Annotated in this window: 15 protein-coding genes; 3 read left to right on the forward strand and 12 right to left on the reverse strand. The window is 54.2% G+C overall.

Translation table 11 applies throughout. The features are described from left to right. Window positions 1–5 precede the first annotated feature (5 nt). A complete protein-coding gene (tdcC, locus tag C1N58_RS20220) occupies window positions 6–1334 on the forward strand; it encodes a threonine/serine transporter TdcC (protein ID WP_054633048.1) in 1329 nt (442 codons plus the stop codon). Window positions 1335–1392: 58 nt separating this feature from the next. Here the strand turns inward: tdcC and C1N58_RS20225 are convergent, their stop codons facing one another. Further along, on the reverse strand, window positions 1393–2367 hold the full coding sequence (locus tag C1N58_RS20225) for a glutathione S-transferase family protein (RefSeq protein WP_006118315.1): 975 nt from the start codon (window positions 2365–2367) through the stop codon (window positions 1393–1395). Window positions 2368–2622: 255 nt separating this feature from the next. On the opposite strand from C1N58_RS20225, the gene C1N58_RS20230 reads away from it, so the two are divergent. Further along, the gene (locus C1N58_RS20230) at window positions 2623–3543 is read left to right on the forward strand and encodes a formyltransferase family protein (RefSeq protein WP_394564443.1); all 921 of its coding nucleotides are present in this window, start codon (window positions 2623–2625) and stop codon (window positions 3541–3543) included. 26 nt (window positions 3544–3569) lie between these two features. Here the strand turns inward: C1N58_RS20230 and C1N58_RS20235 are convergent, their stop codons facing one another. The 11 genes from C1N58_RS20235 to C1N58_RS20285 form a co-directional block, all read right to left on the reverse strand. Further along, window positions 3570–4262: a VIT1/CCC1 transporter family protein gene (locus tag C1N58_RS20235; RefSeq protein WP_006118313.1), complete on the reverse strand. Its 693-nt coding sequence runs from the start codon at window positions 4260–4262 to the stop codon at window positions 3570–3572. Then, window positions 4235–4858 (reverse strand): cytochrome b/b6 domain-containing protein, encoded by a 624-nt coding sequence (locus C1N58_RS20240; protein WP_054633050.1) that lies wholly within the window; start codon window positions 4856–4858, stop codon window positions 4235–4237. Before C1N58_RS20240 ends, C1N58_RS20235 begins: the two co-directional genes overlap by 28 nt. A gap of 174 nt (window positions 4859–5032) precedes the next feature. Continuing rightward, window positions 5033–5443 carry a DoxX family protein gene (locus C1N58_RS20245; RefSeq protein ID WP_033739992.1) on the reverse strand — a complete coding sequence of 137 codons (411 nt, stop codon included), beginning with the start codon at window positions 5441–5443 and terminating at the stop codon, window positions 5033–5035. Window positions 5444–5643: 200 nt separating this feature from the next. After that, window positions 5644–5928: a YqjK-like family protein gene (locus tag C1N58_RS20250; RefSeq protein ID WP_006118310.1), complete on the reverse strand. Its 285-nt coding sequence runs from the start codon at window positions 5926–5928 to the stop codon at window positions 5644–5646. Further along, a complete protein-coding gene (locus C1N58_RS20255; protein WP_394564444.1) occupies window positions 5928–6323 on the reverse strand; it encodes a phage holin family protein in 396 nt (131 codons plus the stop codon). Before C1N58_RS20255 ends, C1N58_RS20250 begins: the two co-directional genes overlap by 1 nt. A gap of 2 nt (window positions 6324–6325) precedes the next feature. After that, window positions 6326–6631 (reverse strand): DUF883 family protein, encoded by a 306-nt coding sequence (locus C1N58_RS20260; protein WP_006118308.1) that lies wholly within the window; start codon window positions 6629–6631, stop codon window positions 6326–6328. 35 nt (window positions 6632–6666) lie between these two features. Further along, complete coding sequence (locus C1N58_RS20265; protein ID WP_033739991.1) at window positions 6667–7041, reverse strand: DUF1090 domain-containing protein; 375 nt, start codon at window positions 7039–7041, stop codon at window positions 6667–6669. A gap of 184 nt (window positions 7042–7225) precedes the next feature. After that, window positions 7226–7573 (reverse strand): EnvZ/OmpR regulon moderator MzrA, encoded by a 348-nt coding sequence (gene mzrA, locus C1N58_RS20270; protein ID WP_006118306.1) that lies wholly within the window; start codon window positions 7571–7573, stop codon window positions 7226–7228. Further along, window positions 7570–8244 (reverse strand): DedA family protein, encoded by a 675-nt coding sequence (locus tag C1N58_RS20275; protein ID WP_006118305.1) that lies wholly within the window; start codon window positions 8242–8244, stop codon window positions 7570–7572. The genes mzrA and C1N58_RS20275 overlap by 4 nt, the downstream gene beginning before the upstream one ends. Window positions 8245–8557: 313 nt before the next feature. Then, on the reverse strand, window positions 8558–9334 hold the full coding sequence (gene exuR / locus C1N58_RS20280) for a transcriptional regulator ExuR (protein WP_006118304.1): 777 nt from the start codon (window positions 9332–9334) through the stop codon (window positions 8558–8560). Between the two features lie 87 nt (window positions 9335–9421). Then, window positions 9422–10726 (reverse strand): MFS transporter, encoded by a 1305-nt coding sequence (locus C1N58_RS20285; protein ID WP_039341892.1) that lies wholly within the window; start codon window positions 10724–10726, stop codon window positions 9422–9424. A 399-nt stretch (window positions 10727–11125) separates the two neighbouring features. Between C1N58_RS20285 and uxaC the strand changes: the two genes are divergently transcribed. Next, entirely contained in the window at window positions 11126–12541 is a 1416-nt protein-coding gene (gene uxaC, locus C1N58_RS20290) for a glucuronate isomerase (protein ID WP_033739988.1), read from the forward strand. Window positions 12542–12543: the final 2 nt, after the last annotated feature.

Genomic DNA, 12543 nt, shown 5'->3' on the forward strand with positions numbered 1-12543 from the left:
AAGTTATGAGTAATTCTGAAAATATTCTCAACCGGGAAAAAGCGTCGATCTGGCGTCAGTCCGATACCACATGGACACTGGGACTTTTTGGTACCGCCATTGGGGCAGGGGTCCTTTTCTTTCCTATCAGAGCGGGCTATGGCGGCCTGATCCCCATTCTGATTATGTTAGTGCTGGCGTATCCGATTGCCTTTTTCTGCCACAGGGCACTGGCTCGCCTGTGCCTGTCCGGCAGTAACGTATCGGGCAATATTACCGACACCGTAGAAGAACACTTCGGTAAAACCGGCGGCGTGGTCATCACCTTCCTCTACTTTTTTGCCATTTGCCCGCTGTTATGGATTTATGGCGTCACCATCACCAACACGTTTATGGCGTTCTGGCAATATCAGCTACTGTTGCCCGCACTTAATCGTGGCGTCGTCGCGCTGTGTCTGCTGCTGCTGATGGCGTTTGTGATTGGGTTTGGTAAAGATTTGATGGTCAAAGTGATGAGCTGGCTGGTGTTTCCGTTTATTGCCAGTCTGGTGCTGATTTCACTGTCGCTCATCCCGTACTGGAATCGCGCCGTTATCGATCAGGTTCACCTGAACGATCTGGCCTTTACCGGGCATGATGGCATTCTCGTCACGGTATGGCTTGGCATTTCTATCATGGTGTTCTCGTTTAACTTCTCGCCCATTGTGTCTTCTTTCGTGGTGTCGAAACGGGAGGAGTACGAGCCGGAAATGGGCCGGACCTACACAGAAAACAAGTGCAGTCAGATTATCTCCCGCGCCAGCATCCTGATGGTGGCAGTGGTCATGTTCTTTGCCTTTAGCTGTCTGTTTACCTTGTCGCCGCAGGACATGGCGGATGCCAGGGCACAAAATATTCCTGTGCTGTCTTATCTGGCGAATCACTTCTCCAGTATGGCGGGTGAAAAGTCTACCTTTTCCACGGTGCTGGAATACAGCGCGTCGGTCATCGCCCTGGTCGCGATTTTTAAATCCTTCTTTGGCCACTATCTGGGCACGCTGGAAGGGCTGAATGGGTTAATCATCAAGTTCCGCTACCACGGTGATAAAGACGCCGTGTCCCATCGTAAGCTGAACACCGTAAGTATGGTCTTTATTATGGGGTCCACCTGGCTGGTGGCGTATCTCAATCCCAATATTCTTGACCTGATCGAGGCGATGGGTGCGCCCATTATCGCCTCGCTGCTGTGCCTGTTACCGATGTTTGCTATCCGCAAGGTTCCGGCGCTGGCGAAATATAAAGGCCGTGCTGACAACGTTTTCGTGAGCGCGATTGGCGTGCTGACGATTTTGAATATTGCGTATAAGTTTTTCTGACGGGCCGCGCAGCCGTTTTGACCTGACATGTCCCCCATGTCAGGTCTGCGTCATCCTGTTAACCGCGACCGTGAGGTTCATCCCAGTTGAACGCCGGGCCGACAGAGATTACGCCGTGCGGGTTGATGGTTTTATGGCTGCAGTAGTAGTGATGGCGAATATGGGCCAGATTCACGGTCTCAGCAATGCCAGGCATCTGGTAAATATCCCGCAGGAAACCGCTCAGATTCAGGTAGTCACTGATACGGTGACGGTCACATTTAAAGTGGGTGACGTAGACCGGATCGAAGCGCACCAGCGTAGTCCATAAACGTAAATCCGCCTCGGTCAACGTGTCGCCGGTCAGATAACGGTGCTGGCCCAGGATCTGTTCCAGACGGGACAGCGACTGAAAGAGTGCCGTAACCGCTTCATCATAAGCCGCCTGTGACGTGGCAAACCCCGCCTTATACACGCCATTATTGACCGTGTCGTAAATCCAGCCGTTGAGGTCATCAATCTTGTCGCGCAGTGCCGGCGGATAATAGTCGCCCGCACGTGCGCCCACGCCGTCGAAGGCGCTGTTAAACATGCGAATGATATCGGCAGATTCATTACTGACGATGGTATTCTGCTGCTTATCCCATAACACGGGCACGGTCACCCGACCGGTGTAGTCCTTATCCGCGTGCAGATAGAGCTGATAAAGAAATTCATTTTGATGCAGCTTGTCACCGGTTGCCGCCGGGAAGCTGTCATCGAAGGTCCAGCCATTTTCCAGCATCAGCGGATGCACGACTGACACATCGATCATGTTCTCCAGCCCTTTTAACTGACGCATCAGCAAGGTACGGTGTGCCCAGGGACAGGCAAGCGATACATAAAGATGATAGCGATCGCGCTCTGCCGCAAACCCGGCGTTGCCACTCGGGCCGGCGCTGCCATCCGGCGTGACCCAACTGCGCCATGCGGATTCCGAGCGCTTAAAACGCCCGCCGGTTGATTTTGTGTCATACCAGGTGTCATGCCAGACACCATCAATTAACTGGCCCATCTTGTCTCCACTCTCTGTCGTGCAATGAAATGTTCTCGTCTGATTAACCATAGGTGGTGATGCGCGACTGCGACAGCGTTGTGCGCGCATGGCGTCAGACATTTTGTGCCATCGTCTCAACGGCCTCTCACTGAGAGAAGGGTTGATGACGTAAACCGGTAACGATTCCTTTATGATGTCGGACATTCTGCCTGCCCCAGGCATCTCATTCCACCAGCCTGTCCGTGCGGAGAGGCGGAGAAAAAGGAAAGTGCAATGAAAGCCGTCGTCTTTGGATACCATGAAATGGCCTCTACCGGATTACAGGCGCTGCTGGATGCCGGATTCAGTATCAGTGCGTTGTTTACCCATGCCGATCCCGGCAACGCCAGACCATTTTATGGTTCCGTTGCTGAGCTGGCGCGTCGTCACGCTATTCCGGTATTTATCACCGAGGAGGTGAATACCGCCGAGTGGCAGGCCCGTATCGCCAGTTTCGACGCGGACTACCTGTTCTGCTTCTCCTACCGTCAGGTACTGAGCGAGGCCATTCTGTCTTCGGTAACAAAAGGCGCCTATAACGTTCATGCCGCGCTGCTGCCAGCCTACCGTGGCCGCGCCCATCTCAACTGGGTCATTATCAAGGGCGAAACCCGTACAGGCGTTACGCTGCACCGCATGATTAAACGGCCAGATGCCGGTCCCATACTGGCGCAGCAGGCGGTGGATATTCTGCCGGAAGATAATGCTCTGGCCTTGCATACGCGCTTAGTGGCAACGACGGGCAAGATGTTGCCGGGCTGGCTTAAGGCGCTGGTGGCGGGCGAGCTGACAGAAACACCGCAGGATGAACGGGCCGCCAGCTGCTGGGGCAGCCGCAAACCCGAGGACGGCGAGATCCACTGGCAGGACAGTGCCGTCAATATCCACAATCTGGTTCGGGCGCTGGACTTTCCCTGGCCGGGGGCGTTCAGCTTTACCCGCACGCGAAGGTTTACCGTCTGGCAAACCCGGGTGATGAACGGCGATAACAGCGGGCGTGCGGGTGAGGTTGTATCACTATCGCCCCTGATCATTCGCTGTGGACAAGGGCAACTCGAAATCCTGCAAGGGCAGGGCCCGGACGGTGAATCTGTTTCAGGCCGGGTTCTGGCCAGTCAGCTTGGGCTGGTGGTGGGCCAGCCCGTGAATGCCTGATGGGGCTCGTGGACGGCCTTATGCGGCTAGCCCAGTACCTGACCCGTAAGGTAGCCGACGGTCGCCGAAAAGCTCATTGCCAGCAGGCTCCAGAAGCAGATGCGCATGATACTTTTGCGTACGGGCGCATCGCCCGCTTTAGCTGCCAGGGCACCCAGTAGTGCCAGCGCCAGCAGGGCCGACAATGCAATCGCGGGCAGGGCGAAGGGCCCGGTAATGAGCAGGGCGACAGCAAACGGCAGCACGCTGCCGGAGGCAAAGCTGATAGCGGAAAACAGCGCGGCCTGAAGAGGTTTCGCGCTGCTGAAGTCGGTAATGCCCAGCTCGTCCCGGGCATGTGCGGCCAGGGCATCATGGGCCATCAGTTGCTCTGCTACCTGATGAGCCAGGTCAGCAGACAGCCCGCGCGCCTGGTAAATCGCCGTCAGTTCAACGGTTTCCGCCGCAAAGTCAGCCTCCAGCTCGGCTTTTTCTTGCTGCAGAGAGGCCTGTTCGCTATCTGACTGTGAAGACACGGAGACATATTCTCCCGTGGCCATCGACATCGCGCCGCCGACGATTCCCGCCAGCCCGGCGAGCAACACCGTGTGGGGGGCACTACTGGCTGACACCACGCCTGCCAGCAGGCTCGCGGTTGAGACAATCCCGTCATTAGCCCCCAGAACGGCCGCGCGCAGCCAGCCTGCGTGTTCTATTTTATGCGTTTCACTGTGTTGCATTCGTTATCCCTGTGATCAGCGACCCGACGGGTACGCTTATTTTCATCGTGCGAAAGCAGAATATGCAGCACGCCCATTGCACCGTGGCTGTAGAAATAGATTTCGACAAACGTGGTCAGGAACCTGTGCCAGTGCAGCACTGCATGCGTCAGACCCGGCGACGCGAACGATGTGCTGTTAAGTAAAAACCATAGCGCGCCTGAGCAGGCCACCACAAGCAACGCGCTAACGCCCAGCCCCTGTACGGTGGCAGCGATGCCGCCACTGTGCGCGTCGGGTAATTTCATGCGCGCCAGACAGGCGAGATCGTCCCGAATACCGCGGAAATCCAGCGTCAGCCACGAAAAGTACCAGTGTAAGCCGCGCTGCATGCGCATCCAGATCAGCATAGCGAATCCGGCGACAATCAGTAACAGGCCAGACAGGATATGAAACCAGGTGATCACCGTTTCCAGACTGTGCCCGCCCAGCGCTTCACGTTCGGTGAAACCGGAATTGATGATCTGGGAAAGGATGAGGACGGCAACGAAGAGATGGAGCCGTCGAAAAAAAGGCGCATCGTGATGAGGGAGCCACTGCCTGTAAGACATGTTCATAGTAATCCTGAAATGAAAAGAACAGGACACTATATTTTCATGCGTAGATTAGGCTTACCTTAAGCGTTTCTCCGCGGTACCGGAGAAGCGGCGAGACGGCAGGCAGCAAAAAAGCAAAACGCACCGGAAAAAGCAGCCGGTGCGTTCAGCTAAAGCGGGATTGCTGGCGGTGAATTAGCGCGCCAGAACACCCTGTGGCTTTTTACTGATCAGGCGATCGATGCTGTACGCGCCCGGTCCAACCAGACCTAACACCAGGAAACCGCCAGCGATAGACAGGTTTTTCATAAACATCAGCTGGTTCACGCCTTCGGCAAAGTTACTGTGAAACAGGAAGGCGGTCAGAATCGTGAAGCCCGCGGTGAACAGCGCGGTGAAACGGGTCAGGAAGCCAAACATGATCGCCAGACCGCCGCCAAACTCCAGCAGGATAACCAGTGGCAACATGAAGCCGGGGACGCCCATCGCTTCCATGTAGTGCTGTGTACCTGCATAACCGGTAATTTTGCCCCAGCCTGCGGTGATAAACAGAATGGTCATCAGGATACGGGCGGCCAACAAACCACTGTCTTCGAATTTTTTCATCATCTACTCCAACGCTATAAGTTTGCAAGGCAGGAATGCCCGCAGTGAATATTCCCGTTGGCCGCCTGATAGCAAACCGCTGGGCTGATAGCTGGAGATGATAGTCGCGAGGCGTGACAGTTGTAAGCGATATAAACTGTCGATGTTATTCAGTAAATCTGACAAAAAAAAGCCAGTCACAATGGACTGGCCTGGTGATGTCAGCGCGGGGGGAAGGTTGACTTAACCATGCGCCAGGTGCTCCACAGGCCAAAGCCGCGCTTGGCCCAGCGTAACAGGCGGTTGGGACTGCGGATGGAGTAAATCGCTAACGCGCTGCTGCCAATGGCCAGATAGCGTTTAAGGCTCAAAAAGGTAAACCAGCCACGGTCGTAAGGTGCCGTGATTTCGAGCCAGCCACGCCGCGCCGCGCTGAGATCAAGGCGCTGTTGCTGAACCTGTTTAAGCAACTCTTCTATACGCGCTTCACGTTCGCGGCGGCTCATTAGCGGTTATCCTCAAGCAAATCACGATCGTTGGCCAGCTCTTTACGCGTATGACGCAGCAGCGTCGACTGGCGTGATTTACGCAGTGTCCAGAGCCCAAAAATCAACGCCAGCAGGAACAGTACGCCGGTGGTGATGGCTATCGCCATAAGACGGTACTGCGCATCGACTGCCCAGATAATCAGCACCATCAGGCTCATCAGGCCAAAAGAAGTAAAAAGCATCGTCAGGCCAAGCATCAACAACATCTGTATCAGATTGGCCTTTTCTTCTTCCAGCTCTGCCACTGCCAGACGAACGCGTGTTTCGACCATACTGACCAGCGTCGTAACGATACGCTGACCAATCGTGATCACCCCTTTAGCTGGTCCGTGGTTCTGCTGTGAATCGGTCATGGTTAACGACGCGAGATCAGCATACCGATAGCGACACCGATCGCCGCGCCAATACCGACACCATGCCACGGGTTATCACGTACATAACCGTCTGCTTTTTGTGCCGCTTCGCGCGTAGTGGCTGCCAGGCGCTCGCCGGATTCACCTAAACGCTCGCGGGAGCTGTCCAGCGCCACGCGCGCTTTATGACGCAGTTTATCCAGTTCACTTTTCGATTTTTCTGTGCCGCTGCTCAGCACTTCTTCCAGCGTATCCGCCAGGTTTTTCAGCTCAGCACGCAAATGTTCCGATGATGTGTCTTTAGACATAAAATACTCCTTTAACATCAGTAGAGTGAATCCGATTAATAGGGCTCCGCCTGTAACTTCTTAAGCTCCTGGCGTGCTTCTTCCAGCTTATGTTCGCGTTTTGCTATCTTGTCCTTATCATGACCTTCATCGCGCTCTTCCTTGAGTTCGCGTTCACGCTCAGCCACTTTCTGTTTCTGCGCGTTGATTTTTTCCAGATGTGAAGCTTTCAGCTTTTTGTCCGTGCAGCCCGCGCGCACCTCAGTAAGGGCGCGCTCAAGGCCGTTTACCCGGCGCTGATTGTTATGCTTCTTCGCCATCTCAATTTCGTGCTGTATGTCCTGTTCTTTTTGCTGGCACAGCGATTCCGCCGCCATCAATGAACCTGAAAGCGAAAACAACACGATGCCCAGCAGTAATTTATTTTTCATTAGGCGTAGTACCTTCCATTGTTGCCTGATTTACATCAACGCGGCGCAACCGCTTCACGGTGTGCGTTGAAACCCGCCTTAGTTTAAGCATAGACATCAGGTGGAAAAAGTCCAAAGATCACCGATATACGGGGAAACGTTCAGCGCGCAGTCGATAAACGCTGAACGTATAAAGAAACGCGCATCAGGCGAGAGAGAGGTGAGGCGATTGATCGTGTTGCGCGACGATAAAGCCCTCAGGCAGCAAGCGACGCAACACTTTTTGCGCGGCCAGGCTCTGCTCTTCATTGTCGAAATGAATAACCAGCGCATCACCTGCGGGTGTGATGCTTTTGATGCGAATACCTTGCGCGCTCAACTGTTGGTATAAATAAAAGCCGTCCGGCATCGGGGCACCCGCATGCGAAACGCGAATCTGTACCACATTTTCATGGCGCATCAGACCGGGTACCAGGCTTATCGCAATCAGCGCGAATGCACCGCCAATCAACCAGGGCCGCCAGTGTTTAGGTATGGCCTGTAATGTTTTCATAAGCCGGTCCCCCGCTGATTTGCACGGCGCTTGCGCCAGAGAACAACCAGCGAACCGATTAATCCCACCACCAGTAACACCAGCGGCAGCATCATCAGAAAGAACATCAGCTCATCTTCATAACGCCGAAAAATAGGGGTTTTACCCAGCGCGAAGCCCAGAACGGTCAGAATCACCACCCACAGGAAGCCACTCATCCAGTTAAAAAACTGGAAACGGGCATTACTTAAACCGGACAGCCCGGCAATCGTGGGCAGTAAGGTGCGGACAAAGGCGATAAAACGGCCAACCAGTAAGGCGGATAATCCGTGGCGATGAAACAGATTATGGGCCCGCTGATGATAGCGGGCGGGAAGGTGTGATAACCAGTTTTGTACGGTGGGCGTATTGCCGAGCCATCGGCCCTGAATATAGCTGACCCAGCAGCCAAGGCTGGCACCTGTTGTTAAGACCAGGATCGTCAGCGGGAAGCTCATTGTCCCCTTGGCAATCAGCACGCCAACCAGAATCAGCAGACTGTCCCCGGGAAGGAAAGCGGCAGGCAGTAAACCGTTTTCCAGAAAAAGAATCATGAATAAAACGCCGTAAATCGCCCACACCAGTGTTGGATCAGAAAGCGTTTCATAATCCTGTTGCCATAAGGCATGCAGCAGCGCTTGCAAAATTTCCATCAATCATTCCCGAACATCATCGTTGAACATGTCCCACTGGGACTAAAGCGCAGACTGACAGTTAGTTATAAATTCTGGGGTGACCGTCTGAGCATGCGTGTCTGGATCCTTCCAGAACTGATTGTTAAATCAGCGATTTGATAAGCCCTTAACGCAAAAGGTAAGAAAAGGGTGATAACTGTAACAAAAATCCAGCTTCGGAGACAGAACTACTCCTAAACGAACAGGAGTTTTACCCTCTCCATTACGATGTAAAAAGGAGTTTTACATGTTCTGACACTATTGCAGATTAACTGACTGTTTTTAGGTCAGATTAGCGCTGAATCGTATCGGCATCAGGTAAGACAACCGGATTTTCGCTGAACATGTAGCGGTCGACATTAAATTCAAAATCGTCGGCGGTGGCATTAAATAACATCTGCTTAGTATTTTCGAGATGTTGCCACATTGCCAGCTTACTGGCGGCAGGATCTTTGCGGATGAGTGCTTTAAGAATCTGATCGTGATCGTCACACCAGCTGAGAATACTGCGCTGATCGATATGCTCGTGCAGTTTGAGCCAGTAGGGATTGTGTAACCGGTGCAGCCACATTTTTTCGACAATGGCCGCGAGGGCACTGTTCTGTGTGGACTGCGCAATACGAACATGGAAGTGCATATCCCATTCTGAGTCCCTGAAATGGTCCTCCTGACGGGCTTTCTCCTGAATCGCCATCAGGTCGACAATATCCTGACGCGTTACCTGCGTGGCGGCGAATTCGGCGACATTACTTTCAATCAGCTGACGCGCCTGAAGGAGTTCAAAGGGACCAAAGGTGGCGAACTCCAACTGACTGCTGGACTCAGCCACACGGGTTTGCTGCTGGCTGGCTATCACATGAATACCCGAGCCTTTGCGTACCTCAACATAGCCTTCTACTTCCAGCATGATGATGGCTTCGCGGACCACTGTGCGACTGACCTGCATTTCTTCGGCAATCAGACGCTCTGCGGGCAGCTTGTCTCCCACCTGATAAACGCCATTTTCAATGCGCCGTTTTAATTCGCTGGCCAGTTGTTGATAAAGTCGACGCGATTCGGTGAGGTCCATAGCACGATCCAAAGTAACAAGCAGATAAGTTGTTATACCACTTTGCTGTAACTGAAGAAAAGGGCTGGCGCAGGCCAGCCCGGGAGATTAGCTGCGAACGGGCGCAGCCTGAGAAGGCGAATGCGGCGTCTGCAGTTCCGACACCGGTTGATTTTTCAGGACGGTCCAGATGACGATGGCGCCCAGCAAATCAAACACGGCCAGCGCAGCGAACAGGGGACTGAAACCTAACGTATCTGCCAGCGCGCCAACCACCAGCGCAAACAGCGTGCTGGCTGTCCAGGCCGCCATACCGGTTAAACCATTGGCGGTGGCCACTTCATTACGGCCAAAAACGTCAGACGAGAGCGTAATCAACGCGCCAGAGAGCGCCTGATGGGCAAAGCCGCCAACACATAACAACGCGATGGCAACGTACGGGCTGGTGAACAAACCAATGGTGCCCGGGCCTATCATCAATATCGCGCCCATTGTGACCACCATTTTGCGCGACACGATCAGGTTTACACCAAACCAGCGTTGAAACAGCGGAGGCAGGTAGCCACCCAGGATACAGCCAAAGTCAGCAAACAGCATGGGCATCCAGGCAAACAGCGCGATCTCTTTCAGGTTGAAACCGTAAACCTTAAACATAAACAGCGGGATCCAGGCGTTAAAGGTGCCCCACGCAGGTTCGGCCAGGAAACGCGGCAGCGCAATGCCCCAGAACTGGCGGTTACGCAGGATCTGCAGTGCCGACATTTTGGTCGTGTTACCTGTCTGATGCTGCAATTCCTGACCTGAAATGATGTAGTTACGTTCTTCGTCGCTCAGCTTGTTTTGCTGCTTAGGATGCTTGTAGAACACCAGCCAGCACAGCGCCCAAATCATGCTCAGTACGCCTGCGATGATAAACGCCATTTGCCAGCTGTGCGCCACAATAGCCCACACGACCAGCGGCGGCGCGACCATGGCACCAATGGATGAGCCCACATTGAAGTAGCCCACTGCGACGGAGCGCTCTTTTGCCGGGAACCATTCGCTACTGGCTTTGAGCCCGGCGGGGATCATGGCTGCCTCGGCGGCACCGACAGCGCCGCGCGCCAGGGCCAGTCCGCCCCAGCTGCCTGCCAGCGCGGTCGCGGCGCAGAATGTGGCCCACAGTACGGCAAAGACCGCATAACCGACTTTGGTGCCTAGCAGGTCGAGCACATAACCCGCAACGGGCTGCATCACGGTATAGCAGGCGGAGTACGCCGCCACAATGTACGAGTATTGCTGGGTGGTGATGTGCAGCTCGGTCTGTAAGGTTGGCGCTGCTACGGCAATAGTGTTACGCGTCAGATAACCCAGTACCGTCCCCAGCGTCACCAGGCCAATCATATACCAGCGTAATCCTTTGATCTTACGCATTCTGTACCTCTTCCAGTTGTGTATGCGGTCAAACCGCTGTTGTTATCTGGAGCGGGACATCTCGTGATACAGCTCTGCTCACGCCCGCCGGCCCTGCCTGAGCGACCGTTATCTGCCTTGCCTTATGTCAGAAGTTTGTTACCTTGCGGTAAAGCGAGAGCCTAACTTGTTATACAACTTTAAAAGTTGAAAGCCATCACAAAAACCCGTAATCGCATGTGGGATACTGCAAACAGATGAGAACACAGCCAGTTAGCGCGCTGACGGCGCCAAAAAGGTCGCTTTTCGGGGGAAAAATCTCGCTTAAATGTGACCTGAGTCGTAAAAAAAACGGCAGTCAGTGAAAATTGGTATGATAACTTTGAGCCATTCAGGGTGTATCCCATAAGGAAGCTTTTTATGTCGCGTTTTATGACCGAGGATTTTTTGCTGGACACAGAGTTTGCTCGTCGTCTTTACCACGACTACGCCAAAGACCAGCCTGTCTACGACTATCACTGCCATTTACCGCCGCAACAGATCGCTGAAAACTACCGTTTTGCCAATCTCTACGATATCTGGCTGAAAGGGGATCACTATAAATGGCGCGCGATGCGGGCAAACGGCGTGGCTGAGGCGCTGTGCACCGGTGATGCCAGCGATCGCGAGAAATTTAATGCCTGGGCACGGACCGTACCGCACACCATCGGCAACCCGCTTTACCACTGGACGCACCTGGAGCTGCGCCGCCCGTTCGGGATTACCGGCGTCCTGTTGTCAGAAAAAACGGCGGATGAGATCTGGCAGCGCTGTAACGATCTGCTGGCTCAGGACGCTTTCACCGCGCGCGGTATCATGCAGCAGATGAATGTGAAAATGGTCGGCACCACCGACGATCCGCTGGACGATCTGGTGCACCATCGTGCGATCGCCGAAGACGGCAGTTTCAACGTTAAGGTGCTGCCAAGCTGGCGTCCGGATAAAGCGTTCAACATCGAAGCGGACACCTTTTTGCCGTGGATTGAAAAGCTGGAAAGCCTTACCGATGTCAGCGTGCAACGCTTCGATGATTTGCGTCAGGCGCTCAGCAAACGGCTGGACCACTTTGCCGCACACGGCTGTAAGATTTCCGATCATGCGCTGGATGTCGTGTGTTATGCCGAGGCCGATGAAACGACGCTGGACAGGATTCTGGCGCACCGTCGCAGTGGTGCCAAACCCGATGCACAGGCGATTGCCCAGTTCAAAACGGCGGTGCTGGTCTGGCTGGGCGGCGAGTACGCCCGACGCGGATGGGTGCAGCAATACCACATTGGTGCGTTACGCAATACTAATCAGCGCCAGTTCCAACTGTTAGGCGCGGACGTCGGTTTTGACTCCATTAACGATCAGCCTGTGGCAGAACCGCTGGCTCGTTTGCTGGGTGCGCAAAACCTCAATAATGCGCTGCCTAAAACGGTCCTTTATTGCCTGAATCCGCGTGACAACGAAGTGCTGGCAACTATGGCCGGCAACTTCCAGGGAGAAGGCCAGGCCGGGAAAATGCAGTTTGGCTCCGCCTGGTGGTTTAACGATCAACTGGATGGCATGCAACGTCAGATGACGCAGCTTGCCCAAATCGGTCTGCTGAGCCGTTTCGTGGGCATGTTAACCGACAGCCGAAGCTTCCTCTCGTATACCCGCCACGAGTATTTCCGTCGTCTGCTGTGCCAGATGATTGGTCGTTGGGTGGATCACGGCGAAGCCCCGGCCGATGAAGCCTTGTTAGGACAGATGGTGCAAAACATCTGCTTTAACAATGCGCGCGACTATTTTGGCATTGAGCTGGGAGCCTGATG

The sequence above is a fragment of the Pantoea sp. SGAir0180 genome (assembly GCF_043546245.1).